The following is a 26942-nucleotide window of genomic DNA, read 5'->3' on the forward strand; positions in this document are numbered from 1 at the left end:
ACGATCATGGAGCTGCTCGCCGCCGGCCTGAAGGACGAGAGCATCGCCCGGCGCCTGGGCATGTCCCTGCGTACCACCCGCCGCCACATCGCGGAGACCCAGGCGGTACCGGCTCCGGCCCTACCGCAAGCCGGTGCTCCGGCGGATCCCCGCTGCACGCGAACCGCCCCGCGCCGCCCACTCCCGCCTACCCGCCTACCCCCCGGGGACACCGGCGTCCGGCAGCGCGATCTTCCAGCCCCTGCCGGACACGGCGTTGCGCAGTGCCCGGCGTAGGCGGGCTCGCCAGACTGGCCGACGTCAGTGTCACACTGCCGATGCGTCGGTAGTCGTGATCAATCCAGTCTCAGAAATAACGACACCTTTCAGCCATACTGGAACGCTCTGGGAATTTGATGCACACAACTGCCAGGAATTACCACCGGTCGAGTACATTGCATCTTGCGGAGATTCAGAAAGATTAATTCCGACAGCTGGGAACTTGTAGGCCTGGCCTTGCACATCCATAACGACCTGGTCACCTTCAATCACATTTCCACCATTATCGAAAATGTCTCTTGCGAGGCCCTTGAGGTATTCATCGAAGGCGGCAGCGGCAGAATTCTCATAGTCAACACCGTCTGCATATGATTCACCCTCCCCATCCTTGGGGGAAATTTGGCGACCTGGCGCTTCGAGGGTGACCGTAAATGCCCCCGTCATATTCACAAACGATGGCGGAAGCCATTCCCATGCGTCATCATCGGGCTCCGGCTCAACCCTTGAGTATATGTCCCAGAAAAGGCTGTTTCCATCCGTCGGCTGAACCCCTCCTTGATATATTTCAATAACTCCCTGCGCATCCATGTACGGCACATCGAGGAAATCCGAGCTCCAGCTATCAAGAACGCCCGCAAGATGCATCCTGACAATACGCCTACTCCCCACAATCCCCTTCATTGCAGGCAGCACTTCGTCCGAGGCGAGCGCCGTTCCGCTCCTCTGCAGGCTAAGATGCCCGCCCACGTGATTTCCGTCATCGAGCAGGCAGGTGACCGTCAGGCAAGTCGTCACTGCCGCATACGGGACTCCTGAAATGCCAAATTCGCCAACTTCACCTTCGGCAAGCATTATTCCTCCTGAGAAACATGATTAATTTGGAGTGCTCTGTTTCGGGAGATTAGGCACACGATCAAGATATCTCTCTGCCCGGATCCTCACGATGCCCTGCTGAGCCACACTTCCAGGCAGGGTTCGGAATCGTCGTGCAAGCGCCAACTCGGTAGCCACGCCTGCAGGCGCCCGGCTTGATCGGGCCGCCCACCGCTTCCGGGGGACTCCCGGACGTCGGGCGCTCATGTCATGATCATTCGATCGTGCGGCATGCGCCGCCGAGGAGCGCCGCTTGCCGGTGGTGCCGCGCAGCTGGGGAGACGATGCTCCGTATTCACTTCACCACGACCGACCTCAACCGGATCCGCTGGGCGCCACACCCCGAGCCGCTGATGGAGACGGTGCTCAGCCTCCAGCTCCTGCAACAGCCGCAGGCGCGCAGCGAACCGTTCGCCCGGTGGTCGGCGGAGGTCGGCCAGAGCCTCGGCCGAAGTGAACGGCAGCTGTTCGCACTCGTCACACCCGACGACGGCACGGTGCCCGAACTCCTCCTCGCGCCCACCGGAGCCGCCACTCTGGCAGACGCGCTGTCCGCCGTGCGGTCGAAGCCCGCCGCCCGGGCCATCTCCGATCTGGCGGTGACCCGCAGTATGCGACCCGACCTGCCGCAGTGGATCGCCGACGTCCACCACGGGCGTCCGGAGGCCACCGAGAGACTGATCGGGCTGTTGAGCGCCTACCACCGTCTGGCGGTCGCGCCGGCCTGGCGGTACGTGGAGCAGGCCGTCCGGGCCGCGTACGGCCGTGCGTCAGCCGCCACCGGCGCCATGCTGAACGGCCTTCACCCGGCGATCAGCTGGGAGTTCCCGATCCTCACCGTCCCGTGCCACATTCCGCACGACGTCGACGTCCACCTGTCCGGCCGGGGGTTGCTCCTGATACCCGCATTCTTCCTGCGGGTCCCGACCGCGCGCCTCGACAACTACGACGAGCAGGCTCCCATCGAGCTCTATTTTCCGGTGCGCCACCAGCTCGCCGGTCTCCCGGAGGACACCCCGCACCTCGACCCCGGTCTCGTCCGTCTCCTCGGTCGCACCCGGGCCGCGGCCCTTGCCGCGCTCGCCACCGTTCGGAGCACCGCCGAACTGGCCACCCGGGTCGGCATCTCCGCCGCGACGGCCAGCCACCACCTCAATGCCCTGCGCGCAGGGGGCCTGATCACCACCACGCGCGAGCGCGGCATCACCCGTCACAGCCTCACGCACCTCGGTCTGCGTCTGCTGTACGGCACGCCTCCCGCCCCCGGACGGCCTGTGGCGGCTTTCCCCCCACCCGCCGCACGATGATCCGCCGGACGGAGTCGGCAGGCGCGGTTCACATCGTCGGCCCGCGGCGCGTGACAGGCTCACGCCCAGAGCGAGACGGTCACCTCTGCGTTCACGTCCTCGGAATCCAGCCAGATGCTGTAGAGGCACCTCGGCAGACCGGTCTCGGGGTTTCGGTGGACGCTGTCAAAGTCCCTGATGACCAGGCACTTCCTTCCGTCCTCCCCCGGCTTGAACTGGGTTGTGAATTCTTCTACCCCGCTGCAGACGATTGACGATCTGTTGCTCTTGTCCCAGAGCCGGACTTTACAAGTGATCAGGCTCCCCCCGCTCTCCTCATATCTCGGGGTGGGCAGATTGAATTCCACGACCACCGCATCCTGACGGACGTCGATCCACTCACTGTCAACTCCGGACGAATCATTGGCGCCCAACGGAATATGCTCCGAGTAGCGCAATTTCACTTCGTAGGAATAGATTGCCGCATCGGGCGGCGCTTGGATCGATCCTGCAGAGTCCTCTGATACATATCGGGTCATGCGTCGATACTGGCAGCCGCTCCCTCTTTCGGGCTTCCCGAACCGACTTCCCCTTCAGGCACGACCCGCCGGAGCCAGGGCCCCCGACCGCCCGGCGCGGACGCCCGACGGCCCGCCGGAGGTCCCGGCGGGCCGTCGCTCATCATCCCTCTCACCGCGGTGAGTCCCTGTTCCGCAGTGGGTCGCTCACGACGACGCGGCGTCGAGGATCAGGTTGGTGACTTCCTCCGGGTGAGAGACCGGCGCCGCGTGGGAGGAGTTCACACTCACCGTCGTGGAGTTCGCCCTCTCGGCCATGAACTGCTCCGCCGCGGGCGGGATGGTCTTGTCGCCGCACGCGACGAGGTACCACGACGGGATGTCCTTCCAGGCCGCGCTGTCGGCGGTGTCGCCCAGCGCGGACTGGTCGATGGGCCGCTGGGTGGCGGCCATGACGTCCGTCTTCTCCTGGGGCAGGTCACCCGCGAAGACCGGCCGGAAAGCCTCGGGCTTGATGTAGAGGTCCGTCCCCGTGCTGCCGTCCGGGCGGGTGTACGGGACCGCGTTCTGGTTCTCCGGCGTCAGCTCGCTCCCCGGGAAGGCGGCGAGGATCGAACCGGCACTCTCCCCCACCTCGGGAGCGATCGCGGCGATGTAGACCAGTGCTTTGATGTGAGGTTTGACATCGGGGTCCGAGGCTGCCTCGGTGATCACCTCGCCGCCGTATGAATGACCGCCCAGAATGATTTCGGTGTCCCCCAGGCTCTTGAGGAAACTCACCAGGTAGGACGAGTCCTGATGGAGGCCGCGCAGCGGATTGGCCGGGGCGATCACCCGGTAGCCCTCGTGCTGCAGCCGTGCCACCACCGATTCCCAGCTGGAGGCATCGGCGAAGGCGCCGTGGACCAGGACGATCGTCGGACGCGCCGTCGGGTGGTGACCGTGACCGTGAGAATCCGCCTCGGCGGAGAGCGCGGTACCGAAGCCTAGTGCGCCTGCGAGCACGCCTACGGCAATGGGGCGGAAAATCGCTGAACGGATATTCATGAACGCCTTCCTGGAACCGAATTAAATGCCCGGAGGGCGGCCTTTCAGGCTACGCCCCAGCCATGGATAGCCCAGGGAAAACGATGACAAACACTTATCACATCCGAACGGGTGATTCCGCTCAGGTCCACCGCGCCGGAGGCCGATCGAGGCCGCGAGCCGCGGCGCTCGCCCCGGCCGGCCGGCCGGCTTTGCTTCCGCACCGGCACCCGCGATCACAACTCGGCCGGGGAGACGGGTTCCGTGATGCCGAGGGTCTTGACCGTCTTCGAGGGCGGCACCTCGTCCTTCGCCGGGTTGGTGTTGAGCACGATGTCGGAGACCGGCGTGACGATGCCGAACCAGTACTTCTCGTTCCGGAAGTGGTGCAGTTGATGCGTCCGCCGGATCTCCCGGTACAGCGGGTTCTTCGGCTTGTAGGACGAGTGCATGAGGAAGTGCGTCCACTCGAACGCGGTGAGCAGGAGCAGTGACGTGGCGGTTCCGGTCAGGGCGGTACGGGTGGACCGGTGGACGGCGGTGTTCACAGCGGCGATGCCGGCCACGGCAACGGGCGCGATCCGCCTGTTGGGGAGGATGAAGGCCAGGGCGGGATCACGCGGGTTCAGGTGGTGCCGGCGGTGTTTGCGTGCGGCGAAGGAGTCGACGGTGCGTCCTCTGAACGTCCGTGGCCGCTGGTGAAGGATGTGGACGTGGACCAGCCATTCCAGGAACGGCTCCAGCGTCACGATCGTCGCGGCGATCCTCACGTCGCGCCGGGACCACCGTCCGAGGCTCACCCGTGCGGCGACGGTCAGCGCGGCCGCCGGGATGAGGACGCGTGGGCTGGGGTAGCGCGAGAAGAGACGGGCCGCACTCCGCAGGGTGAGACCGGCCGCACGGAACTGCGCCGTCCGCTGTTCGGGGTTCATCTGTTCTCCGACCCGGGGAAGAGGGCGTTCATCGCGGCGGCGCCGTGTTCCAGCAACAGGGCTGCGCGTGACCGGGCCCGTTCCGGATCATGGTCGGAGATGGCCTCGACCACCTCTCCGTACAGGTGCACGGCGCTGCGTTCTGTGGCGAGGACGTTTCTGACCAGCGGCTCCGCCCGGCGGTACAGGGCGCGCATGCCGTTGAGCGCGAGCCGGTAGCAGATGTTTCCCGAGCCGTCGACGACCAGGTCCCAGAAGCGGATGTCCGCGGTCGGCCGGCTCTCGCCGTCCGGATCCGAGAACTCGCTCAGCACGTCCCTCAGCGCACGGACTTCGGCCTCGCCCGCCCGGGCGGCGCACAGCGCGGCGGCGTCGGCGCCGACCGCCGACCTCATCTCCGTCATCGCCCTGACGACCAGCGGGTCGATCGTGCCGTCGGTGCGCTGCAGGAGGTGTGGCACCAGGTCGAGCCCGGCGCTGGTCCGGAAGTCCCGTACCCGGGTTGACTCCCCGTGCCGGATCTCCACCAGGCCGAGCTGGCTCAGGCGTTGAAGGGCCTCGCGCAGTGCCTGCCGGTTGACTCCGAACGTCTCGGTCAGGCTCCGTTCCGGTGGCAGGGACGAGCCCGCAGGCAGCGTCCCGTCCAGGATCCTGTTGGCGATCTGGTCAAAGACCGCATCTGACAACGCAGTTCGTCTCACCACGGTGAAGTCCGCCACGTGCTCCAGGCTGAGTCACATCTCCCCGAGTGGTCAAGAGGTCTGACCACCGGGAGTTCCGGATCTTCACCTGCATACGGGGGCACTCCGGTGCAGTCCAGGTCGCGGCCCGCGCGGTGCGGGGCCCGGGTCTCGCCCCCCCCCGGGTCCGGCGGAGGTGGCCGCGGACCGGGGAGGGCGGTTGCGGCTCCTACACCCGTAGCGCGGCCAGCCGTTGTGCGAACGGCACCACGTCGAAGCCGTCCTGCGGATCCACCGAGGTGATCGCCCCGGTCAGCGAGCGGGGTGCGATCGCGGCGGCGGTGTCGACGTCCGGGGTGGTACCCCGTGCGGCGGGCGTCAGGAAATGGGCCAGTTCCGCGCCGGCCCGCGCGATCCGCTGCGCCAGGCCTTCCTCGCCCCAGTCCTCAGAGGCGGCGTAGACGGCGGTCGGCAGGACGAGCGCGCGCAGGTGGGTGAACAGCGGGCGCATGGCGTGTTCGGTGACCAGGGAGTGCCGGGCGGTGCCGCCGGTCGCGCCGAGGAGCACGGGTTTCCCGGTGAGCGCGTCCTTGTCGATGACGTCGAAGAACGACTTGAACAGACCGCTGTAGGACGCCGCGAACACCGGTGTCACGGTGATCAGGCCGTCCGCGGCCGCCACGCCGTCGAGCGCGGCGGCCAGCCGGGCGGACGGGAACCCGGTGACGAAGTGCTGGGCGATGTCGGTGGCGAGGTCCCGAAGTTCGATCACTTCGAGCTCCGCATCGACGTGCCCGAGCGTCGCGGCCGCGAGCCGGTCGGCGAGCAGGCGGGTGGCGGAGGGCGAACTCAACCCTGCCGATACGACGATCAGCTTCATGCCGTCCTTCCCTCCTTCGTGGTCTCCTGAGCGGCGGCCACCCGGGCCTGGTGCGTCGGTGCGTCCGGCACGCCGGCCGGGCGCAGGTTGGCGAACTCCTTGCGCAGGACCGGTACGACCTCCTCGCCGAGCAGGTCGAGCTGCTCCAGCACGGTCTTCAGCGGAAGGCCCGCGTGGTCCATCAGGAACAGCTGGCGCTGGTAGTCGCCGACGTGGTCACGGAAGGACAGGGTGCGGTCGATGACCTCCTGCGGCGACCCGACGGTGAGCGGGGTCTGGGAGGTGAACTCCTCCAGGGACGGGCCGTGCCCGTAGACCGGCGCGTTGTCGAAGTAGGGGCGGAACTCGCGTACCGCGTCCTGCGAGCGCTTGCGCATGAAGACCTGGCCGCCGAGGCCCACGATGGCCTGCTCGGGGGTGCCGTGTCCGTAGTGGGCGTAGCGCTGCCGGTAGAGGTTCACCATCTGCTTGGTGTGGGCGGCGGGCCAGAAGATGTTGTTGTGGAAGAAGCCGTCGCCGTAGTAGGCGGCCTGTTCGGCGATCTCGGGCGAGCGGATGGAGCCGTGCCACACGAAGGGGGCGACGCCGTCCAGCGGGCGGGGGGTGGAGGTGAAGGACTGCAGCGGGGTGCGGAACTTGCCCTTCCAGGTGACGACGTCCTCGTCCCACAGGCGGCGCAGCAGGGCGTAGTTCTCGACGGCGAGGTCGATGCCGTCGCGGATGTCCTTGCCGAACCAGGGGTAGACCGGGCCGGTGTTGCCGCGGCCCATCATCAGGTCGACGCGGCCGTCGGCGACGTGCTGAAGCATCGCGAAGTCCTCGGCGATCTTCACCGGGTCGTTGGTGGTGATCAGCGTCGTGGAGGTCGAAAGGATCAGGCTCTCGGTGCGTGCGGCGATGTAGCCGAGCATGGTGGTCGGCGAGGAGGGGACGAACGGTGGGTTGTGGTGCTCGCCGGTGGCGAAGACGTCGAGGCCTACCTCCTCGGCTTTCAGCGCGATCGCCAGCATGGCCTTGATCCGCTCGCGCTCGGTCGGGGTCCGACCGGTGGTGGGGTCGGTGGTCACGTCGCCGACGGTGAAGATCCCGAACTGCATCGTCCTCAACTCCTCTTTTGATTGAATATTCAATCATGCTCGCGAACCAGCCGCGACGCGGGGGTATTCCCGCCGCGCCGCACGTCCGGCGCTGCGGCACCTGTGGCGATGACCGGTCCCCCGCTCCGCGCCCACGGCCACTCTGCCCGCCACGCGGTACCGAGGGGCAGGACATGTGGTCCGCCGTGCCCGGATCCTGGCGGTGATCCAGCCGTCCGCCCCCGAAGGATGCCGCACATGTCCGCCGCCGTTCCCGACCCCGCCGATCGCTGCGCGACCATCCTGCGGGTCTTCGACGCCGCCTTCGGCGAGCTGATGGCCGAGGACCCGGCCGCCTTCCGGGTGAAGTTCCGCAAGATGGCAGCCTCCGCGTTCGCCTTCTACCGGGGCACCGCCTGCCTCTACTACGCGGATGTGGCGGACGGACCGTTCGCCTCCTACGGCTCCGCCTTCCTCGACGAGCGGACCGGCAGGGTCTGGATCCACGGTGATCTGCACGCCGAGAACTTCGGCACCTACCTCAACTCCGAGGGCCGGCTGGTCTTCAACGTGAACGACTTCGACGAGGCGTACGTCGGGGCCTTCGTCTGGGACGTACAGCGGCTGGCCGCCTCCCTGGCACTGATCGGCTACGCCAAGGCGCTCTCCGACTCGATGATCACCGACCTGGTGAGGACCTTCGCGACGGCGTACCGTGCCCAGATCGGCGCCCTGGTCACCTCCGGCCGGCCCGCCTCGTACACCCTCGACACGGCCACCGGCCCGATCCTCGACGCCCTGCACCGGGCGCGCATGCGGACCCGGGTCGCACTGCTGGAGGCCGACACCGTCGTCGAGGGGTACGAGCGGCGCTTCCTGACCGGCAACGGCGCCGTCGAGCTGGACGAGGCCACCCGGGCCGACGTCCTCACGGCCTTCGCCCGCTACCTCGGCACCCTGCCGCCCGCCTCCCGCACCCGCCCGAACTCACTGCGGGTCAAGGACGTGGTCGGACGCCGGGGCATCGGCATCGGCAGCGCCGGCCTCCCCTCCTACAACCTGCTGCTGGAAGGCCCCACCGACGCCCTCGAGAACGATGTGATCATCTATATGAAACAGGGCCAGACGCCTGCGGCCGCACGGCACATCGACGATCCGGCCGTCCGCGGCCATTTCCAGCACGAGGGCCACCGGACGGTGATCTCCCAACGGGCCCTCCAGGACCACAGCGATCCCTGGCTCGGCCACACCGTGCTCGGCGAACGCGGCCAACTGGTCGCCGAGGTCTCGCCCTACGCCACCGACCTCGACTGGACCGACCTCAACGAGGGCGCCGACCTGCTCGCGGTCACGGAGTGCCTCGGCCGGACCACCGCCACCATGCACGCCGCGGCCGACGAGTCCGGCGGCCACAGCCTGGTGCCCTTCTCCACCGAGCACGCCATAGACGCGGCGATCGCCCGGGACGAACGGGGATTCATCGACCTCCTGGTGGACTTCGCCCACACCTACGGGGCCCGGACCCGCGCCGACCACCAGCTCTTCGTCGATCTCCACCGCAACGCCCGGATCCCCGGGCTATGACCGGACCGCTGGAACGAATGGCAGAACTCAGCGGACAGGAAACCGTCGGGGACGGCGCACCGCCGGCCGATCGGACCGCACGCTGTGCAAGAGGCCTGGCACAAAATTCAAGAACCGTACGGCAGGAGGCTAATCATGGAGCATGATCATATTTCACCGGAGAAGGTCGAGATCTTCGCCACATCGGAAGAACTGGCCGGAGAATTCACCCGCGAATGGGCATCCCTCGTTTCGACCGTAAACGGCATGCGCGACACATCGGCAAACTTGAAGGCCAGCTTCGACGCCGATCTGATACGCAAGCTGCCGATGGAGTTCAGCAAGGCAATCGATGAAATCTCCATCAATCTGAAAAAGTACGAATCGGCGACCGTTCGCATTTACAGGACGATAAAAGGCATATGGGGGAGGCGTAACCCGGGGCGGGGGGCGATCACCGCCTTCGAAATGTTCACAAGCACCGACAGGAAGGTGATCAGGAATCAAATAAAGAGGATTATTGATGCGCTGGACAACGCAGGGTCCAGCCTCTCCGACCTTGAGCTCCTGGTCGCGGAAGAAGGAAGGGCGGGGGCCGGGTCGACGACAGCATCTCTCGGACACCTGTTCCAATCCGCGGAAACGAACTACGCCGCAGCAAAAATACGCGCAGACGTCATCATACGCGCCGCAAGAGGCTTCGTCTCGATGTCGCGCAAAATGGAGAATCTAGGCACCCGACTGGCCGATCTCAATGCCATGTACGCGGCAGAGGAAAGATCTGCCCACGAAGCCGAAAGCAAGAAGCTGGACGATCTGATCAGCGGCCTGTCCCTGGTGTACGGCTCACTTGCCGCAGATGACGACCAGATCAAGAAGCTCGCCGAATCCCTTAAAGCCGTTCGAGATTCCTCCGAACGGCTTGCAGACGACGGCGAGGCAGCTTTTCTCATCCCCCCCGAAATTCCCGATGAAAGCCGCGAGGCAGCGCTCCAGGCAATAAGAGATAACCTGAGGAGCACCGCAGCGGCTGCCTCCGATGCTCGCGCCACCCTCAAACCTCTCCTCATGGAATACGAGGAGGAAGGGCTCGGCAATATTGATACGATTAACACGATCAAGCCATCCATAAAAAAGCTCGGGCCATCCAAAGCGCCCGGGAGCAAGACTGTGAAGGACATAGTCACTCTGGTCAAATTCCACCAGGGCAGGCTGATCGATGCTACATCCAACCTGGACAAACTGATCAAATCCCTGCAGTGCTTCCATACGCTCATCACTCAGGAGGAGCCCGACTCCAGCCATTTCACAATCCTGGAGGCACGGAAAGCAGAGAATGATTACACGCTTCATTCCGAAAGATACTTCCACGTGATTCTAGAAATTCAGACCGGCCTCGACAGAGCCCTGGCGATGATTAGCCCTGAGGGTATCTGACCGCGCGTCGGGCTCACGCAGGGCCGCCGGCAGCGGACGGTGACCACGAAGCTGGAAACAGCGGAGAACAACTGCCGCCGCAGGCGACGAGCGGCGGCAGTTCCCAGTCAGAGGCGGGCATGCCCGTCGAAGCCGCCAGACCGAACCCGAACTGGACCGTGTCCGGGCCGGCCGGACCCAGAAGCCGATGGCGCCCCGTAAGCGCTCAGCGATCAGACCGGCGGACACGGACACAGAACCCGGAATCGCGGCGTCCAGCGACAGCCCAACAACGACGCCCACTGCGGCACGCCGGCCGCCCTCCGACCCCGTCCGCCTTCCGGATGACGAGCAGCGCTGCGCCCCACACACACGACCAGCCACTCGCGGCGGGTCGAATGCGGCGGGACAGGTGATGTCAATCGGATTTCTCGGGGTCCTCGAGGGAATCAGATTCCTCAATTTCTTGGTCACTGGTTCGACTGTCTTCCGGGCTACGATTGCGGTAGGTGCTGATGGGAGTGCTGTCCGTGCTGTAAAGGACCGCCTCACCGTCGTCATCGAATCTCGCGACATGGGTGTCCGGATGCGCTTCCTTGAACTCCTCGATACGTTGCCGCCGCTGTTCCTCCCGCTCCGCCTCCACCGTCTCCTCGTGTCGGATGCGACGCACCTCCGCGGACCTGTCAAGATGCTCACGGTATACGGCCTGCGTCGCAGCCGCCTCGTTCGCGGCCTCCTTGCGCGCGGCTCGGAGACCGAGATCGGCTGGTCCGGACAGAAACTCCGCAGCAGTCATCTCGGTGTTTCCATTCGGACCTATGATTTCGACCGTGGGAGATTTTCCGCGGCGTTCGCCGACGATGTCGTAGCCTGCGGCCGAGAGATCACCCAGGGCCTGGTACATGTCTTCGCTGCCAGGCTCATAGTGTCCGCTCTTGTTGGTCATACTCTCGATGTACCCGCCCTCCTCGATGATGATCTCCCCGGCACCGCCGACGTTGGCACCGGCCAGGACGGACGAGTGGTGGATGAACTCGATGTACCAGTCGATGTCCGTTCTCTGCAGTTCCTTCACCATCGTGTTGAATTGCTCGACCGTGCCCAGCGGAATGAATTTCTTCCCGAAGATGCTATTCCCGTGACGGTCGGTGACGGCAATGGCCTTCGGGTCGAACAGATAGAGCCGATTGGACTTTTCCCCGGCATCGGTGACCCAACCGTAACGGCCCGATGGAAAAGGCTTACCATTTTTGAGCAGCAGGCGTCCCGACACACAGTCCGGATGGGCCACCAACTCCTCGCGTTCCGCCGCATCATAATAGTAGGTCCCGGCCCGACCGACATCATCCGGCAGAGCCTTGTTGCGGGCAGCCGACCGGGCGCGGCTCTCCCCGTGCCACTCACCCTTCACCTGAATTCCCGGTGACTGGGGGTCACGCGGAGTCGGAGGATTGTCCCGTAGCCTGGTGCGCTGCTGCGGCTCGCTCAGCAGCTCAGCGGCCTGGTCGAGATTTCCTACGACATTCGTCAGCCTGGGCTTCAAGGTCCGGCGGACCTCTTCGGACGTGAAGTCGGTCCTTCGCTGCAGCAGTCCCCGGTTGCGCCACCACGCGTGATTGGGGTGGTTCCTGTTGGTGATATCGACCATCAGGAGGATTTTGAGGGCATCCGGATCGAAAGCGACCAGGTGATGTTTCTTGTGCCCCTGCTTCGGTTCCTTCCTCGGTACATGGATCTGAGTGGCCCGGTATCCATGCTCCCTCGCCCAGATTCCCCAGGTATCAGTTGTCGCCGCCCCCGGTGGGAAGTCCGGTAGATCACGTAGTTCTTTCGGAACCCGGCGCGCTTCGAAAAGATCAGCGAAATCATCCTTCAGTCCGAGGCTCCCCACCTTGTAGAGATGCAGGACCTCCACACCATGTGCGAGCTCGCTCTTCAAAATCGGCCCGGGTCCCTTGTTCACGAGAGTGCGAGCACCATCATCGGTGTATTCCGAAGCGGTCTCCAGATATGGGGTGGCGTAGGCCCCTCTCCCATAAGCACCCCATCCACTGGGCTTCAGCCCGGAGGTCTGGATCTTCGCTCCCACATCGTTGCTCGTCGTGCCGTGGAAGAAGATCTCCTCCTGTGGCTGTACATCGTGCAGAGGATTGCCCGGGACGGTCAGGTCGCTGCCGATGTCCATCCAGGCCTGACAGAGGCGATCGAACCGGACGATAGCCAATTTGACATGACTGACGATCCGCTGGCCCAAATCGATTACCTCACCATTGGAGTTAAGCCAGAGCGGAGCGCCGCTGACGGGATCCGGGCAGTTTGCGTAATCATCAAGATCTGTTTTCAGCGAGCCCAGTGAGGAAGCTATGGCCTGCTCGTTCACACGCATCTTCCTGGCCAGGCTGTCGAGACTCTCGACAGCCCACGCCGTAAAATCCCGATACCCCTCCTGGTCCTCGTCGGCCCGCCAGGTCGCCTGGTCCTCGAGGGCACCGAGCGTGTAGGTCTCGTCCACGTGGCGCCTGAGGTCTTCCACCTCCCCCTTGATGCATGAAATCCTCTCGAGGATTCTCTTGCGATTCCTTTCTATTGCCTCGTCGGCCTCGGTCACCGGCTCCGCATAGTTGGGAATCTCGAATTCCAGGGCATATACCAGATATATGAGATCCGCCATGAGTGCAGCGTGATTTATGCGCTTCCTTCCATCCCCGGAATAGTCCTCCTCCCCGTACAGTGCATGCAGGACGGTGGCGTGCTCGCCGACCGCTGCGACGAGGTCGGGCGAAATCAGGTACCTGGGCTCCACCATCACTCCGAATTTTCGAGTACGGTGCGGCAGAAATCCGCCACATCGGGGCGACCTCTGTCCATGCAGGCGGATTCGACGGTCTCCATTCCAACCCCCCTGATCATCTTTCCCAGCCTGCCCGTGTCCGACTTGCCGTTCGCGATGAGTGCGAGTTCGCCGACAAGCATGTTGAACTGAAGGGCGGCGCGCTCGTCGGCGGCCAGGCCTTCAATCTTCAGCGCGGCCTGCCAGACCTTCATTGCTTCGACGTATCTCCCTGCCGAAAACAACTGATCCGGAAGAATCTCGTACTGTTGTGATTCCTCGCCGCCGGCCGCCCCGGATGGGGCCACCGGCTGTGCCGGGCCGACCCCAGAACCGCCGACGTCCAGTTTCGATGCCCCTCCTGGATGTGTCTCGGGTCCACCGTGGGAGGGTCCGGCATCCGGGGAAGGACCCTTTCCGCCGGATTTTGAATTTTGCATAGCTGCACCCACTCGTCACTTCCCCCCTGGAAGTCACGCTAAGTTAGCATTCTTCGGGTTCCGGGAGAGTGCGCCATCGGGCAGATGTGCGGGCATGTCGATCCGCATATCTCGTGCGCACCGCGCCCCTATTTGTCAACGAGGAATCGAGGAAGGATCCGAAGTGCAGTACCACCCATATTCTGGACGCAGAAAGTCTGCCGACCACCAGACCGTCCGAGCAACGTGCCGGCCCCGGTGTACTGGAGGCAGCGTGCCGTGGGTAACGACACACCGCCGGGCCGTCGCATCATCGTGTGGCTTTCCCCGGTATACACCCGGCGGGGTTTCGGCCAGTGCCTGCCGGGCCGTGGCGATGATGCGTGCCGGCCCCTTGGCCACGATCCCAGTGACGAAGGGCTGTCCGGGCCGGACAGATCGCAGGTGCGGCAGTGGTCCGTGACCAGCTCGCTGCTCGGCTCGCGCAGGATCTCGCGCAGATCGTTCTCACCGGTCGGCAACTCGGCTGACAGACGGACCGACAGATTGCGCACGTTCAGACGACGTCGTGGACACATCCCGTCCCTCCGGTCGCAGGGAGCGCGGAGCGCAGGGAGACGGCTGCGCGCAGCAGTCGCACCCGACGAGGCCTGCGCTGTCAGGCGCGTTCTTCTGCACGACCGAGTGCAAGCGCGGTGTTCACGAGGGCGACGTGGGTGAACGCCTGTGGGGTGTTGCCGAGTTGGCGGCCCGCAAGCGGATCCCACTCCTCGGATATCAGGCCGAGGTCGTTGGCCAGACCGCGCAGCCGGTCGAAGAGTTCCCGCGCCTCGTCGGTCCTGCCGATGGCGATCAGGGCGTCGCAGAGCCAGTAGGAGCAGGCCAGGAAGGCTCCTTCGGATCCGGTGAGCCCGTCCACCGCGTCCGCCTGCTGCTCGGCCGCAGGTGTCGGGTAGCGGAGGATGAAGCCGTCGTGGTGCAGGTCGCGGCGGATCGCCTCGACCGTCGCGGCCACCCGCGGGTCGTCGGCGGGCAGGAAACCGGACTTGACCGCGAAGAGCGTGGCCGCATCCAGCTCACGGCCGCCGTAGTACTGGGTGAAGACGCCGCGCCGGTGGTCGACGCCCCGGGTGCAGACGTCGCTGTGGATGAGGTCGCGCAGCTCGCGCCAGCGCTCGACGGGGCCCGGGAGCCTGGTCTCCTCCGCGAGCTTGACCGCACGGTCGTACGCCACCCAGCACATGATCTTGGAGTGGACGAAGTGCCGGCGTGGGCCCCGTACCTCCCACAGACCCTCGTCCGGGTCGGACCAGCGTTCCTCCAGGAACTCCAGCAGTCTGACCAGCATGCTCCACACGTGACGCTCGATCCGGATGCCGGACCGATGGGCCAGGTAGAGGGTGTCCACCACCTCGCCGTACACGTCCAGTTGCAGCTGGTCGACGGCGGCGTTCCCGAAGCGGACCGGCCGGGAGCCCTCGTAGCCGGGGAGCCAGTCGGCGGTCTCCTCTGGTAGTCGGCGTTCTCCGCCGACGCCGTACATGATCTGCAGCTCGGCCGGGTCGCCGGCGATGGCGCGCAGCAACCAGTCGTACCAGGCTCTGGCCTCCTGGTGGTAGCCCGCGTTGAGCAGTGCCGACAGGGTCATGGTGGAGTCCCGCAGCCAGCAGAAGCGGTAGTCCCAGTTCCGCTCGCCGCCGATCTCTTCCGGCAGTCCCGCCGTGGCGGCGGCGACGATGCCGCCCGTCGGTTCATAGGTGAGCGCCTTCAACGTGATCAGCGAGCGGCGTACCGCCGCGACGTCCGTCTCGGCGACCTGCGCCGAGAAGCGCGACGACCAGGTCTGCCAGTCTTCGAGGGTGTGCCGCAGCGCCTTCTCCGGGTCCTGGCGGGGGCCCTGCCGGTGGTGTGAGGGGGTCCAGCTGAGCACGAACGGTATCCGTTCGCCCGCATGGACGGTGAACTCGGAGATGGTGGCGAAGTCGCGTCCCCTGGTGCGCACGCCGTTGGGGGATCCGTTTCCGCATCTCAGCCAGACGGCGTCCGGGCCGGCGACGGCGATGCGGTGGTTCTCGGTGCGGCGCATCCACGGGATGATCCGTCCGTAGTCGAAGCGCAGCCGTAGCTCCCCCACCATCTTCACGGAGCCGCTGACGCCCTCGACGATGCGCATCACGTCGGGGGTGCGGTCGCGTTGCGGCATGAAATCGATCACCCGGACGCGGCCGGTCGACGTGGTCCATTCGGTCTGCAGCACCAGGCTGTCGCCGACGTAGGAGCGCTCCGGTGCCTCGCCCTCGAACGCGGGGGCGAGGCGCCAGTGGCCGTGCTCGTCGCCTCCGAGCAGGGCGGCGAAGCAGCTGGCCGAGTCGAATCGCGGCAGGCAGAGCCAGTCGATCGAGCCGTCCCTGCCCACCAGTGCCGCCGTCTGCAGGTCGCCGATGAGTGCGTAGTCTTCGATGCGTCCGGGCATGGCATCACCTTGCCCCGGAGCGGGGCCAGGATCGTTGGCTGTCGGGTCGAGTGGATCGGGCAGTGTGCACGGCTTTCACGCTGCTCGATGGGGCAGTTGTCCTGGCGTCAGGCGAAATCGTTCGCGAGCACGTTCTCGATGTTCCGCTCCGCCAGGGCCGTGATGGTCACGAACGGGTTGACGCCGGTGCTGCCCGGGATCAGGGAGCCGTCGGTGACGTAGAGGCCGGGGTACTCGGGCAGCCGCCCGTACGGGTCGGTGGCCTTGCCGAGGACGCAGCCGCCGAGGGGGTGGTAGACGAAGTCGTCGCCCCAGGTCTTGTGGACCCCGAACAGGTCGCTGCGGTAGACCGTGCCCTCGGCGGCGTTGATCCGGTCGAAGACCCGTTCCGCGGCGGCGATCGACGGTGCTGTGAAGGAGGGCTGCCAGCTCAGGTCCACGCCGCCGGTGCCGGTGTTGTAGGTGAAGGCGGCCCGGTTCGGGTTCTTGGTGATCGCCAGGTAGAGGCTGATCCAGAGCTCGGTGCCGGCGGGGAAGGGGGAGATCTCCGCGAAGCAGGGACCGCCCGGGTCGTCCCAGTTGTCGATGCCCTGGACCGGTATGCAGGACTGGAGCGATCCGGTCGGCGACCACAGGTGATTGGCGCGGCCGACCATGACGTTGCCGTTGTTGCCCCACTCCTGTCCGACGGCGGCGGACAGGTCCGGCAGGCGGCCGGTGGCCCGCATCGTCACCAGCAGCTTGCTGGTGCCGACGCTGCCCGCGGCGAGGAAGACCTTGTCGGCGGTGACGGTCTTCCTGGCGATGACGTTCCCCGCGGTGTCCAGCTGCGACATCTCCACGGTGTAGCCGGTACCGATCACGGCCGGCTGAACGGCGGTGACCTGGTGGAGCGGGCTGATCGAGAGCCGCCCGGTGGCGGCTGCGGCCGCCAGGTAGGTCTTGTCCAGCGACTGCTTGCCGTGGTTGTTGCCGTAGATGACCTCGCCGGCCAGCGCCGAGCGCGGCGCGGTGCCGGCCAGCTCGTCCCGGAGGTGGGGAAAGCTGTAGACGTTGGGAACGGAGACGGTCCTGAAGCCGGCGTCCTGTGCCTGCTGCGCGCCCACCCTCGCGTACCGGTAGCAGGATGCGGATTCGTACCATGCCTGGTCCATGGTGTTGGTGCCGAGTCCGGCGTTGGCCCGGGGGAAATAGACGCCGTACATCGCGTCCGCGTCGACCTGCGGCAGGATCTCCTCGAAGTACGGGCGCCGCGGCACCACGGCCATCCCCCCGTTGACCAGTGAACCGCCGCCCACCCCGCGGCCCTGGTAGACGCGGGTGGCCGCGAAGTGCTCGCAGTCGAGGACACCGGTGTAGCGGGTGATGCTCCTGTTGTAGGGCGCCCCCAGGAAGTAGCTCACCGGCTGGTCTGTCCGGGTCCGCAGCCAGGTGGAGCGTCCATCGGGGGCCAGCATGGTGCAGAAGACGTTCCCGTCACTGCCGGGTGTGGTCCAGCTCCGTCCCATCTCGACCAGGGCGGTCGGTATACCGGCCTGCGTCAGCCGCAGCGCGGTCACGGCTCCGCCGTAACCGCTGCCGACCACCAGTGCCGGCACCCGGTCCCCGCTCTCCAGTGCTCTCGCGGGCGCCGCCGCTGCCTTGAGGAACAGCGACGAGGCGGTCAACGTTCCGGCCAGCGCTGCTGTTCCGGAGAGGAACTGACGGCGTGATAATGATCTTTCGGGCATGGCTGTGCCTTCCGTTCGGCCTGAAATGGATTGGCCTTCCCTGTCGGCGGAACCGGCGCGAGATGGTAGAGTCCTGAGGGCCTGTCACGAGGGACGTGAGCAGCGCGCCGCCGTGTTGACGGTGTACCGCGCCTTTCTGCTCCGGCCAAGGGGTGGCGGCGGGGGGATTTTTCGGTGGCCGGGCCGTGGCGCCCGCCAGCGGACCACTCTCATGCGATCCGGACCTGACCGCCAGGGCTCTGCGGAGCGCACATCCATGCTGTGAGCGGCCGGGCCCCTCCAGGTCCGCACCCTCCCGGCGAGCGGCTTCGCCGGAGATCGGCCGCCGGGAAACCTCACCGAAGGGAAGTCCGGGCTGCCCCGCCCGCTGCCTCGGTGCCGGGTATCCCACGGCACGCGAGCAACTACCGTCCTATAGAGGATTTCTCTGCTCACGTACCGGCCCGCTCCGACCGGCAACACTCACCCCTGCAGTCAAATCCGATGAATCACAGATTTCCGTCAACTTGTGCACCAGCAGCACCAGAAAGGGTCGGGGTGCCAGCATGTCACCAATCGATAGCATCACAAATAGGTATGCTGAGCTTCAGATGGATGCCGGGGCCATTCTCGCCTGCAACTATCAGCAGGCGATCAGCTACCAATGGTCGGAAAATCTGGTTCCCGCACATTTCATGATGTACTGCGCCACCAACTGGGGAACGGAAAGCCGTGACGACGTAGTGACAAATTACAGCAAGATTGCCGCCCAGGCCCGCGCGTGCGCGGACTGCGCCCAGCTGGCCGGAGTGCTGAAGTGGATGCTCGAAACCAACCATATCCCCCTTCAGCAGGGCTGGATTCCATCGGAGATCCTGGGCTACAAGATCATATCCCAGGGAGGAGTCCAGGCATTCAGTTCAACAGGTGCCGACCTTTTCGCCGCCCCCCTGAGGATCATGCAAAGCGCCTGCAAGCATGTCTCCACCGGGGCGGCACTGACGATCAGCAGCGACGACGAGGAGGACCTGGAAGATTACGAGCTCGTCGCCGATCCGGGCGTCGTCGACTTCTATGCGCGCCTGAAGGGCCTGTCCTCTTTCAGCAACATCGAAACCACCTGGTACGACTACCAGGTGGACTGGAATGGCGGCAACCATCCCATGGACGACTCGTACAAGCCGCAGCCGGTAACGCAGGACCGGATGAACCAGCTGAATTCCGATATCGACGAGGTCGGCCGTCTGCATGATGAACTGCTCCGGCTGGAGGACGGCCGGCTGACCGAGAAAGCGCGGCGGCAGTACCTGGAGGCGCAGGCGGAGAAGGCGCGCAGACTGGAAGGAACGGAGAAGGAGAATTTCCTGAGAGGGGTGGTTGATGAATTTGTCCCGTCGCAGCAGGAGAAGCTTCCCGAGGTCGAGAGAATCCCGGCTGATTGGGGGCTTCCGTCGCTGCCGAAGCCGGACGCCGGCAATCCGGCCGCAGCCAAGTACGCCCTGGGCTACTCCGGCCTGTCCGGTAACGCATGGCGGCTCCTCACAGATGAGGGCGGCGGATCCGAACTGCTGACGAACATCGTCGTGACGGCCGAGACGACCTTCTGGGGTTCACTGCCGAACGAATATAAGAGGGAGGCCGGCGAGGAAGATCAACCAGGCTTTGAAGCCTTCATGATCATCAACGAAACATGGAAGGAGCAGCGGGCCGACCTGTGCGGCAGGTTCGGAGCGGTATTCAGGGCTCGGGTCGTCGAACCTTCCCACAGGGTTCTCATGTTTCATCCGAGCGGAAACGAGAAGGCTGACACAGATTCGGCGAATTGGCTCCTCCATGGCAACTACGAAAGTATGGCAGCGTTCGTCGCATTGGAGGGATCCGGAGCCATCGATGACTTCATCGCAGCCATCCGGACGAGTCGCGAAGAAATGATGAGCAACCTACTGAAGCGCGAGACCGAAAAGGTCAAGGCGATGATCAAAGAAGGGCTCCCGCAGGACGAGGCGAAGCAGAGGATTCGCTACTTCAGGGACTCGGCGAACATCTTCACCAGATGCTTCACAGATGCGAGGCGCTTGTGGCGGGAGTCCGCCAAGGGCGCGGTCCGTCATCTTGGCTGACCTCCACCTCGGTGTCCGGCCCGGAGATCGTCACCCCCGGTCGGTCGCCGGCCAGCAGAGCAGGGCTTCGACGAGGTCGTCCCCGGCGGTGCCGGTGACCAGGTGGCGCAGTTGCAGGCCGAGGACCAAGGAGTGGAGCCCGTTGTACTGCTGTGCGGCGGGCGTTGCTGGCGGCACGTCGGTGGCCGCCGCGGCGTTCGACTCGCGCAAGAAGTCTTCGGGCGTCACGGACTTGAGCTGCCATCCGGGTCCGTCGGCCGGGCCAGGGGTTCCTGCGGGCCTGGGCAGGCCGCTCGTGTGGTCGAGCAGCTGGCGCACGGTGACGCGGTCGTATGCCTCGGGCGGTCGGCGTCGCGGACGCCGGGGGCGCTGGACGCAGGCGTGGTGGCGGTTGCGGGCAGAGCCGCCCCCGCACTGAGAGCAGTGGCCAGGGCGAGGGTTGTGACGGCGAGGCGGATGCGCATCGAGTCTCTCCTGAACGGCGCTCATGGGACTTGTTGACCGCGTCAACTCTGCTGCGTACAGCTGGCGCCGCCCATCAGTGATCACCCTGACAACGACCCTGGACCGTCCCCTGGGTGATCGACCTGGACCACCACCACATCAGTTCGCCGGGTCGATCAGCCGGCGGCTGCTGCAAGAGGGCGTCCGCCCCATCGGATGCCCTTCTCGCTGCGGACGCGGGCGCGCTCGCGGCGTTGGGCGGCCAGGACTTGAACCGGTGGATCACGTCCCGCACCGTGTCCTCGTCCGCTTGGACCAGCCGGGCGATGGCCGGGACGCGGTTGCCGCCGGCTGAGGCCAGCAGCATCATCGCCCGCCGGTAGCGCACGGTGTTCGTGCTGCCCCGGCGCACGATCCTCGGTGGCTGCTGACCTTCCTGGTCCGTCAGTCTGCGAACCCCGACCGGCTCCGCCACCTGGGGCCCCCTTCCGAGCTGAACGTCTCACGACACCCAACCGGCCGAAGGCCCTCCGGCGCCAACCCGGCGAACCTATTGCGGTCACAGCACTAGACCTCCCCGCCCCATGGCCTCAGACGCTCCTGGGCGGGGGCCCGACCCACGACACTCCACCGTGTGACTGAACCGGGGCGGAACCCACCATCGCTGCTGATCGCCGCCGAGCATCGGCAAGACAGGTGGAGCACATGAGCCGCGCCCGGGGCGGCCAAACCCGGATTCCCTACCTACGGCGAACGCCCGCACAAGGCGCTCGGCCGGAGATACCCGGCCAAGCGCTTGCCTGCACTGCTCGCAGCCTGATCAATCGGCCCCGGCGTTCCAGCGACTCCTCAACGTCTCCGGGACCAACGAAAAGACCCCGTTCCGTATCAGCCGAAAGGCGCCCTGAAGTCCGCCAGCCAAAGATTGTTCGCAGCGGTGAGGGTGCCTCGGAAAACCTTGAGAGATTCCAATACTACTCGATCATTCCGGGGATTCTGATAGGAATTTACGAACTTATCCCCCATTTCCTCCACCCTCTTGAAGAGACGCGCACCCCATGTCCGGAAATGCACTACAACAAAAGACCGCATGCTGGTTTTCCCCTCCAGGTATTCTGCGGCGATTGCGTCCCCATCCGGGAAGCTGTCCCTGGGCAAGGACAGGATCTGGCCGACCTTTCCGAGGACCTCGTTGACGAGACCGTCCTGCACTTGCTTGACGAGGGCAGGGATCTTAACTCCCCTCTCCGCCTCCCAATCAGCAAGGATCGCCTGGAATTTTCCGCGAACAATCTCCCGATGGACCTCGATCTCCAATTCCGCAGGAAGGGTGGATTGGGCAACCTGATCAACTTCGCCCATGAACATGCTTTCGAGGTTGCGCGAAAATGACTTCCGTATGAACTGCAACTTGGCCGATATCAGTGGGGCGTCACCCGCCAGACTCTCCCACTGCTCGCGCGTCAGGCCGAGAAATCCATTGGCGAAGATATCCTCAATGTCACCTTCCGGCTGGACTACAATTTCCTGCCAGCTGGAATCTTGATCATTTTGCGGGATCTGCTCAGGCGGAGGGGCGATAGTCCTGAACAATCCTTCGGCCTTCCATTCCTTGCAATACATATCCCAATATCCACCAATGAGATCATGGTTATTTACAAGCAATTCCACATCATTCCAGAAACCCTGCTCCGGCGAGTACGCCTTGAATGCGGCCTTGTCATGCTCTTCGCTTTCGGAGTCGCTCTCGGTATCACCGGAAGGACTGTGCCCGATGGCCTCGTAAGAGTCACCTTCGCTCTCCGAATCGTCATCGGGACCTGAATACGGCTTCGTGTACGCAACAGCCCGCACGGCGAGCTCACCCTGAATGCTGTGCGCATCCAGGGAAGGAAGGATGTACTGGAAAGGGACACTGAAGATCGGGTATTGTGGCGAAATTTCCGCAGGGATTTTGGGCGGGGCCAGGATTCGCCAACCCCTGAGCACGGACGGAAGATAGTCAAGCTCAGTCGCAATGGACTCAGCCGACCTCGGGGCAAACCCGTTATTTTGAAGTATCCAGCCTATTGTGACTGCCAGCTTCCCGCACTTTTCACATTCGCGCCCTCGACGCGCCGCCGACTCATAGTAGTCGTTGACTTTTGCCACACCGCTCTGTCCGCCATCCAAAAGGCAGTACAGCAGAAAATGGGCAGCGAGCCCGTCCGGAAAGTCGAACCCTCCGTCCATCACCTCCGTCCAGGAGCCTCGCGTAGCCTGGACGAGCCGAGCATTATTCTCCGTCAGAGCCGTGGATGAGAAATCCAAAGGCATAGTCTCTCCTTATTTCATGCGCTCTCGCCTGCATATCCCGGTTTCCGCAGCGAAGACAATAGGCGAAAGCCCCGTTACCGGAGGGTGGCCGCGTCCGCCAGAAGCCATGCAGAATCCAGCTTCCCCCAGCCCGGGCTGCTCAAAGTGCCCGATGGGGAATCAGGCGAGGCACTCGTTCGCGAGTCACAGGTCAGCATGTGTCGATTATGGAATCAGGAGGGGCAGTACCGGAAATAGGCTTTCCGGGCGCCCAGATCAGATGCCGGACCGGCCGGTCCGTGCTGTCGGGTTGACGTCGCACACCGCGGCACCGGACCGGAAATCGCGTAGGGGATCTGCCCTGAACAAACTGCACTCATCCGCCGCATTAATTACCAAGTAGAGACGGCATTCCTTGTCGAAGCCGACCCGGGTCGCCAAGGCCCAGACCTGATACACGGTCACTCCACCAGCCCAGGTCCCGTATCCAGATCAGTGATCGAGGAACTCATAGTACGATCACAGGGGCTACTCGCTCAGCTGTCGCCGGCAGATGAGTGCGCGAGCAAGTGAAACCGGAAGTCCCCGGTGTCGAGGCGTCGTTCCCAGCACGGCGATCCGTTTGAACCGGCGCTCCAAAGGACCGGAGTGGCCCTCACCGCACTGTCACCCCGGTCGGTCGCCGGCCAGCAGGAGCAGGGCTTCGACGAGGTCGTCCCCGGCGGTCCCGGTGGCCAGGTGGCGCAGTTGCAGGCCGCAGACCATCGCCACCGCGGCCTTGGCCAGCCGTTCGGCGTTCTCGACGCCGAGTGCGCGCATGATGGAGGTGGCCAACTGGTCGTAGGCGGCGAAGCATTCGGCGGCGGCCTCCTGGAGTTCGGTGTCCCGTCCCGCCTGGAGGTAGAGCTCGAACGAGGCGGTGTGCTCGCCGGCGAGGTCGGGTCCGATGGCGAGCCGGCGCACCGCCGCTGCGGCTCCCGGCAGGTCGATCCGGCGGGTGTCGGCCTGTTCGGCGAGTTCGGTGAAGCGGCGGGTCTCCTCGGCGACGAAGGCCCTCAGGCTCTCCCGTAGCAGGTCGTGCTGGCTGGCGAAGTGATAGGTCACCGACCCGAGGGCAACGGCCGCCTCGGTGGCGATCCGGCGGTTGGTCAGTCCGCTCACACCTTCCTTGCCGATGATCCGCAGTGCGGCCGCGATGATCCGGTCTCGGGTTTCCGGGGGTTTGGGCATGGCTCCGATGGTCTCATCCGGTCGCTGAGGTCCGGGTGGCGGTCCGTCAGGGGTTGGGCCAGCGTTGGTGCCAGCGCAGTTCGTCCTCCAGTTGGGCCGCGAGTGAGATCAGCAGCGGCTCGCTGCACGCCGGACCGAGTAGCTGCGCGCCGAGGGGCAGTCCTCGTCCGGTGAAGCCGGCCGGGACGCTGATGGCGGGCCAGCCCAGCACGTTCCAAGGCCACGCGTAGGGGCAGGCGGCGATCACGGCCCGGTTGGTCCGGCTGCTCGAGAGTCCTGCCGTGGCGCCGACGCGTGGCGCGGGCCGGGCGGTGGTCGGGGTGAGCACCACGTCGAACCTGTCGAAGATCGCGCCGACCCGGCGCTGCAGGGGGCCTTCGGCCGCACGGGCCCAACGCAGTGCCCGGCTGCCGAGCAGCCGGCCGAGCGCGATGTTGCGCTTGGTCCGGGGGTCCAGCAGGCCGAGGTCCGGGGCCTCCTCGGCCTTGTCCCGGATTCCCGCCATGGCACGGGGCAGTTGGGCCGGGCCGATGAGCCCGTACCGGGGGTCTGCCTCCTCCACCTCGTGTCCCAGCCGTGCCAGGGTCTCGGCCATCCGGAGTGTGGCATCGCGGGCCTCACGGTCCAGCGGCGCCGGTGTGACGGCGTACGCGCTGCGCAGTGACACCGCCACGCGGAGTCGGCCGGGGTCGCGGTCGGCGGCTCTCAGCATGCGCTGCGGTGCGATGCGGTGACGGTCGGCCGGGTGGTTGCCGGCGACGGCGTCCAGCAGGAGGGCGGCGTCCGCCACCGTGCGGGCGAGGGGGCCGGCGACGGTCAGTCCGTAGAAGGATTCCGGGTCGGGCCAGGTGGAGATCCGTCCTCGCTGGGGTTTGATGCCGACGAGGTGGGTCCAGGCTGCGGGGATGCGGATCGAGCCGGCACCGTCGGAGCCGAGGGCGGCGGTGACGAGGCCTGCGGCCACCGCGGCGGCGGATCCTCCGGACGAGCCGCCGGGTGTGTGGCCGAGGTTCCATGGATTGCGGACCGCGCCGAACGCGGTGCCCTCGGTGAACGGCCACTGCGCCAGTTCGGGGGTGTTGGTCTTTCCGACGATGACGGCGCCCGCCGCTCGCAGGCGTCGTACGCACTCCGAGTCGTATTTCTTGCGGGTGGCCGTTCCGGGACACCCCAGTGCCGTCGGTTCTCCGGCGACGTCCATGTCGTCCTTGACCGCGATGGGCACACCGAGCAGCGGCAGGCGTTCCCCCGCCGCGAGACGGCGGTCGGCCTCGGCGGCCTCGTCCAGCGCGGCTTCGTAGCGCACCAGGCGGAAGGCGTTGAGCGTGGCTTGCGAGGCATCGATGCAGCGCAGGGTCCGGTCGGCGAGCTCCATTGCGGACAGCTGCCTCCCGGCGAGGACCGAGGCCTGTCCGATCAAGCCTCCCTGCAGGGGAGCAGACACCATGGACGAAACCACCCTTCACTGTTCGTTCGAACGAACAGTAGTCGAAGGATGCTCCGGCGCACCAGCGGTTCCGGTCATGTCAGTCAGTGCCCCGACGGTTCTCCCGAACCTCCGCCGGAAGAACCTCCGACCCCGCGGCGGGAAGCGGCTCGGCGGCCGGTCGGGCACCCGCCGGGAGCCCCTGGGGTGCCGATCGCGCAGCAGTCGCGCAGCGGTCGGGCGACGGGCCCGCACGATAAGCCGGATTTAATTTCCCGCCCCGGCCGGAGCACAGAACCGAGGATCACGCCGGTAAACCGTACCTCGTGCGGGGGAAATCCCGCCGAACACCGAGTGCGCCGCTCCGCCCTGGTGAATAATTCTTTTCAATGCCAATCCATAGGCGTATGATGATCAATGCAGAAGAACATCGATCCTGGAGTGAAGATGGCGCAGCGCGTGCATGTCGTGTTGGAAGACGACCTGGAGGGTGGAGCGGCGGCCGAGACCGTTCACTTCGCTCTTGACGGAAGGTCTTACGAGATCGATCTGAACAGCGTGAACGCGGACAAGCTTCGTGACGCCCTTGCGCCGTTCGTCGATAGTGCTCGCCGTCAGAGCGGTCGCGGCGCAGGTCCCCGGCGGCCCGTTCGCACCTCGAAGGAGGACACCGCGAAAATCCGGGACTGGGCTCGTTCCAACGGGTACGACATCAGCGATCGCGGGCGGGTTCCGTCGAATGTTCGAGAGGCTTACGAGCAGGCGAACTGAAGCGGCGTCCCGGCCCGAGCCCCTGCGTCCCGGGCCGGGATGCGTCGTACGGGCGGCTGCGGGCGGGGCGGGGCGCCCGCTCCGGTAGGGGGTGTGCGGCCAGGAGCCTCAGGCGGGTGTGTCGATCAGGAGGAGGAGTGCTTCCACCAGGTCGTCCGCGAGGACGCCGGTCGCCATGCGGCGGAGTTGCAGCCCGATGACCAGGGCCACCACGGCTCGTGCCAGGCGGTGGGGTTCGGGCACACCGAGGTTGGCCAGGATCGAGGTCGCCAGGTGGTCGTAGGCTTCGAAGCATTCGGCGGCGGCCTCACGCAGCTCGGGGTCCCGGCCTGCCTGCAGGTAGAGCTCGAAGGGGGCGATGTCCTCCTTGTCCATGGCGGAATCGGCCACCACCTGCCTCACGAGCGTGCCGGCTTCCTGCAGGGTGATCCGGTCGGCGCTGAGGGCGGCCAGATCGTTGAACCGGCAGGTCTCCTGGGTGACGAAGAATCGCAGGCTCTCGCGCAGCAGGTCGTGCTGGGTGGCGAAGTGGTAGGTGATCGAGCCGAGGGAGACGTCGGCTTCCTTCGCGATGCGGCGATTGGTGACCGCTGCAACGCCGTCTTCGCCGATGATCTGCAAGGTGGCCGCGACAATGCGTTCCCGGGCTCCGGTGGGGTTCGCCATGGGCACATTGTTCCACGGAGACCGCACGGGTCGTGCGCATGAAGCGGC

Annotated in this window: 21 protein-coding genes and 1 pseudogene; 5 read left to right on the forward strand and 17 right to left on the reverse strand. The window is 65.6% G+C overall.

Annotation, left to right across the window (positions count from 1 at the left end; all coding sequences use genetic code 11):
- Nucleotides 1-306 precede the first annotated feature (306 nt).
- Nucleotides 307-1110, reverse strand: a complete 804-nt coding sequence (locus tag AB0D08_RS21045; RefSeq protein WP_149038054.1) for a hypothetical protein — start codon at nucleotides 1108-1110, stop codon at nucleotides 307-309.
- Between the two features lie 305 nt (nucleotides 1111-1415).
- Between AB0D08_RS21045 and AB0D08_RS21050 the strand changes: the two genes are divergently transcribed.
- Nucleotides 1416-2438, forward strand: a complete 1023-nt coding sequence (locus tag AB0D08_RS21050) for a helix-turn-helix domain-containing protein (RefSeq protein WP_359890585.1) — start codon at nucleotides 1416-1418, stop codon at nucleotides 2436-2438.
- A 59-nt stretch (nucleotides 2439-2497) separates the two neighbouring features.
- Here the strand turns inward: AB0D08_RS21050 and AB0D08_RS21055 are convergent, their stop codons facing one another.
- From AB0D08_RS21055 to AB0D08_RS21080, 6 genes are all read right to left on the reverse strand, one after another.
- On the reverse strand, nucleotides 2498-2956 hold the full coding sequence (locus AB0D08_RS21055) for a hypothetical protein (RefSeq protein ID WP_149038053.1): 459 nt from the start codon (nucleotides 2954-2956) through the stop codon (nucleotides 2498-2500).
- A 186-nt stretch (nucleotides 2957-3142) separates the two neighbouring features.
- Nucleotides 3143-3982 (reverse strand): alpha/beta hydrolase, encoded by an 840-nt coding sequence (locus AB0D08_RS21060; RefSeq protein ID WP_033819536.1) that lies wholly within the window; start codon nucleotides 3980-3982, stop codon nucleotides 3143-3145.
- 215 nt (nucleotides 3983-4197) lie between these two features.
- Nucleotides 4198-4893, reverse strand: coding sequence for a sterol desaturase family protein (locus AB0D08_RS21065; RefSeq protein WP_359890588.1), 696 nt, complete (start codon nucleotides 4891-4893; stop codon nucleotides 4198-4200).
- On the reverse strand, nucleotides 4890-5612 hold the full coding sequence (locus AB0D08_RS21070; RefSeq protein ID WP_359890591.1) for a GntR family transcriptional regulator: 723 nt from the start codon (nucleotides 5610-5612) through the stop codon (nucleotides 4890-4892). Before AB0D08_RS21070 ends, AB0D08_RS21065 begins: the two co-directional genes overlap by 4 nt.
- A 190-nt stretch (nucleotides 5613-5802) precedes the next feature.
- A complete protein-coding gene (locus AB0D08_RS21075; protein ID WP_033819534.1) occupies nucleotides 5803-6453 on the reverse strand; it encodes a CE1759 family FMN reductase in 651 nt (216 codons plus the stop codon).
- Nucleotides 6450-7550 carry an LLM class flavin-dependent oxidoreductase gene (locus AB0D08_RS21080; RefSeq protein ID WP_033819533.1) on the reverse strand — a complete coding sequence of 367 codons (1101 nt, stop codon included), beginning with the start codon at nucleotides 7548-7550 and terminating at the stop codon, nucleotides 6450-6452. Before AB0D08_RS21080 ends, AB0D08_RS21075 begins: the two co-directional genes overlap by 4 nt.
- Nucleotides 7551-7787: 237 nt before the next feature.
- On the opposite strand from AB0D08_RS21080, the gene AB0D08_RS21085 reads away from it, so the two are divergent.
- Nucleotides 7788-9113 (forward strand): DUF2252 domain-containing protein, encoded by a 1326-nt coding sequence (locus AB0D08_RS21085; protein WP_033819532.1) that lies wholly within the window; start codon nucleotides 7788-7790, stop codon nucleotides 9111-9113.
- Between the two features lie 135 nt (nucleotides 9114-9248).
- Nucleotides 9249-10529 (forward strand): hypothetical protein, encoded by a 1281-nt coding sequence (locus AB0D08_RS21090; RefSeq protein WP_359890594.1) that lies wholly within the window; start codon nucleotides 9249-9251, stop codon nucleotides 10527-10529.
- A 397-nt stretch (nucleotides 10530-10926) separates the two neighbouring features.
- On the opposite strand, the gene AB0D08_RS21095 is transcribed toward AB0D08_RS21090, so the two are convergent.
- The 4 genes from AB0D08_RS21095 to AB0D08_RS21110 all read right to left on the reverse strand — a co-directional run bounded on the left by AB0D08_RS21095 (nucleotide 10927) and on the right by AB0D08_RS21110 (nucleotide 17963).
- Nucleotides 10927-13317, reverse strand: coding sequence for a hypothetical protein (locus tag AB0D08_RS21095; RefSeq protein WP_359890597.1), 2391 nt, complete (start codon nucleotides 13315-13317; stop codon nucleotides 10927-10929).
- Nucleotides 13317-13556, reverse strand: coding sequence for a hypothetical protein (locus AB0D08_RS21100; protein WP_033819529.1), 240 nt, complete (start codon nucleotides 13554-13556; stop codon nucleotides 13317-13319). Before AB0D08_RS21100 ends, AB0D08_RS21095 begins: the two co-directional genes overlap by 1 nt.
- Before the next feature lie 862 nt (nucleotides 13557-14418).
- Entirely contained in the window at nucleotides 14419-16233 is a 1815-nt protein-coding gene (locus AB0D08_RS21105; protein ID WP_359890600.1) for a glycoside hydrolase family 15 protein, read from the reverse strand.
- Between the two features lie 107 nt (nucleotides 16234-16340).
- Entirely contained in the window at nucleotides 16341-17963 is a 1623-nt protein-coding gene (locus AB0D08_RS21110) for a GMC oxidoreductase (protein ID WP_359890603.1), read from the reverse strand.
- A 590-nt stretch (nucleotides 17964-18553) separates the two neighbouring features.
- Between AB0D08_RS21110 and AB0D08_RS21115 the strand changes: the two genes are divergently transcribed.
- Nucleotides 18554-20062, forward strand: coding sequence for a hypothetical protein (locus AB0D08_RS21115; RefSeq protein ID WP_033819526.1), 1509 nt, complete (start codon nucleotides 18554-18556; stop codon nucleotides 20060-20062).
- A gap of 30 nt (nucleotides 20063-20092) precedes the next feature.
- Here the strand turns inward: AB0D08_RS21115 and AB0D08_RS21120 are convergent, their stop codons facing one another.
- From AB0D08_RS21120 to AB0D08_RS21140, 5 genes and pseudogenes are all read right to left on the reverse strand, one after another.
- Nucleotides 20093-20290, reverse strand: a complete 198-nt coding sequence (locus AB0D08_RS21120) for a hypothetical protein (RefSeq protein ID WP_359890605.1) — start codon at nucleotides 20288-20290, stop codon at nucleotides 20093-20095.
- Nucleotides 20291-20777: 487 nt separating this feature from the next.
- Nucleotides 20778-20981: pseudogene (locus AB0D08_RS21125) on the reverse strand (helix-turn-helix domain-containing protein); the annotation flags it as partial.
- Nucleotides 20982-21394: 413 nt separating this feature from the next.
- The gene (locus AB0D08_RS21130; protein ID WP_359890606.1) at nucleotides 21395-22822 is read right to left on the reverse strand and encodes a hypothetical protein; all 1428 of its coding nucleotides are present in this window, start codon (nucleotides 22820-22822) and stop codon (nucleotides 21395-21397) included.
- A 645-nt stretch (nucleotides 22823-23467) separates the two neighbouring features.
- Nucleotides 23468-24031, reverse strand: a complete 564-nt coding sequence (locus tag AB0D08_RS21135) for a TetR family transcriptional regulator (protein WP_033819522.1) — start codon at nucleotides 24029-24031, stop codon at nucleotides 23468-23470.
- A gap of 46 nt (nucleotides 24032-24077) precedes the next feature.
- The gene (locus tag AB0D08_RS21140; RefSeq protein WP_051812080.1) at nucleotides 24078-25478 is read right to left on the reverse strand and encodes an amidase; all 1401 of its coding nucleotides are present in this window, start codon (nucleotides 25476-25478) and stop codon (nucleotides 24078-24080) included.
- A 426-nt stretch (nucleotides 25479-25904) separates the two neighbouring features.
- Between AB0D08_RS21140 and AB0D08_RS21145 the strand changes: the two genes are divergently transcribed.
- A complete protein-coding gene (locus tag AB0D08_RS21145; protein WP_033819521.1) occupies nucleotides 25905-26228 on the forward strand; it encodes an Lsr2 family protein in 324 nt (107 codons plus the stop codon).
- Between the two features lie 108 nt (nucleotides 26229-26336).
- Here the strand turns inward: AB0D08_RS21145 and AB0D08_RS21150 are convergent, their stop codons facing one another.
- Nucleotides 26337-26894 carry a TetR/AcrR family transcriptional regulator gene (locus AB0D08_RS21150; RefSeq protein ID WP_033819520.1) on the reverse strand — a complete coding sequence of 186 codons (558 nt, stop codon included), beginning with the start codon at nucleotides 26892-26894 and terminating at the stop codon, nucleotides 26337-26339.
- Between the last annotated feature and the right edge of the window lie 48 nt (nucleotides 26895-26942).

Source organism: Kitasatospora sp. NPDC048540 (genome assembly GCF_040651175.1).
Taxonomy (GTDB): domain Bacteria; phylum Actinomycetota; class Actinomycetes; order Streptomycetales; family Streptomycetaceae; genus Kitasatospora.

Excerpts from the sequence above, each read along its gene's own strand:
- AB0D08_RS21045 (WP_149038054.1), bottom strand. The coding sequence starts at position 1,110 with ATGCTTGCCGAAGGTGAAGTTGGCGAATTTGGCATTTCAGGAGTCCCG.
- AB0D08_RS21050 (WP_359890585.1), top strand. The coding sequence starts at position 1,416 with ATGCTCCGTATTCACTTCACCACGACCGACCTCAACCGGATCCGCTGG.
- AB0D08_RS21055 (WP_149038053.1), bottom strand. The coding sequence starts at position 2,956 with ATGACCCGATATGTATCAGAGGACTCTGCAGGATCGATCCAAGCGCCG.
- AB0D08_RS21060 (WP_033819536.1), bottom strand. The coding sequence starts at position 3,982 with ATGAATATCCGTTCAGCGATTTTCCGCCCCATTGCCGTAGGCGTGCTC.
- AB0D08_RS21065 (WP_359890588.1), bottom strand. The coding sequence starts at position 4,893 with ATGAACCCCGAACAGCGGACGGCGCAGTTCCGTGCGGCCGGTCTCACC.
- AB0D08_RS21075 (WP_033819534.1), bottom strand. The coding sequence starts at position 6,453 with ATGAAGCTGATCGTCGTATCGGCAGGGTTGAGTTCGCCCTCCGCCACC.
- AB0D08_RS21080 (WP_033819533.1), bottom strand. The coding sequence starts at position 7,550 with ATGCAGTTCGGGATCTTCACCGTCGGCGACGTGACCACCGACCCCACC.
- AB0D08_RS21085 (WP_033819532.1), top strand. The coding sequence starts at position 7,788 with ATGTCCGCCGCCGTTCCCGACCCCGCCGATCGCTGCGCGACCATCCTG.
- AB0D08_RS21090 (WP_359890594.1), top strand. The coding sequence starts at position 9,249 with ATGGAGCATGATCATATTTCACCGGAGAAGGTCGAGATCTTCGCCACA.
- AB0D08_RS21095 (WP_359890597.1), bottom strand. The coding sequence starts at position 13,317 with ATGGTGGAGCCCAGGTACCTGATTTCGCCCGACCTCGTCGCAGCGGTC.
- AB0D08_RS21100 (WP_033819529.1), bottom strand. The coding sequence starts at position 13,556 with ATGAAGGTCTGGCAGGCCGCGCTGAAGATTGAAGGCCTGGCCGCCGAC.
- AB0D08_RS21105 (WP_359890600.1), bottom strand. The coding sequence starts at position 16,233 with ATGCCCGGACGCATCGAAGACTACGCACTCATCGGCGACCTGCAGACG.
- AB0D08_RS21110 (WP_359890603.1), bottom strand. The coding sequence starts at position 17,963 with ATGCCCGAAAGATCATTATCACGCCGTCAGTTCCTCTCCGGAACAGCA.
- AB0D08_RS21115 (WP_033819526.1), top strand. The coding sequence starts at position 18,554 with ATGGATGCCGGGGCCATTCTCGCCTGCAACTATCAGCAGGCGATCAGC.
- AB0D08_RS21130 (WP_359890606.1), bottom strand. The coding sequence starts at position 22,822 with ATGCCTTTGGATTTCTCATCCACGGCTCTGACGGAGAATAATGCTCGG.
- AB0D08_RS21135 (WP_033819522.1), bottom strand. The coding sequence starts at position 24,031 with ATGCCCAAACCCCCGGAAACCCGAGACCGGATCATCGCGGCCGCACTG.
- AB0D08_RS21140 (WP_051812080.1), bottom strand. The coding sequence starts at position 25,478 with ATGGTGTCTGCTCCCCTGCAGGGAGGCTTGATCGGACAGGCCTCGGTC.
- AB0D08_RS21145 (WP_033819521.1), top strand. The coding sequence starts at position 25,905 with ATGGCGCAGCGCGTGCATGTCGTGTTGGAAGACGACCTGGAGGGTGGA.
- AB0D08_RS21150 (WP_033819520.1), bottom strand. The coding sequence starts at position 26,894 with ATGGCGAACCCCACCGGAGCCCGGGAACGCATTGTCGCGGCCACCTTG.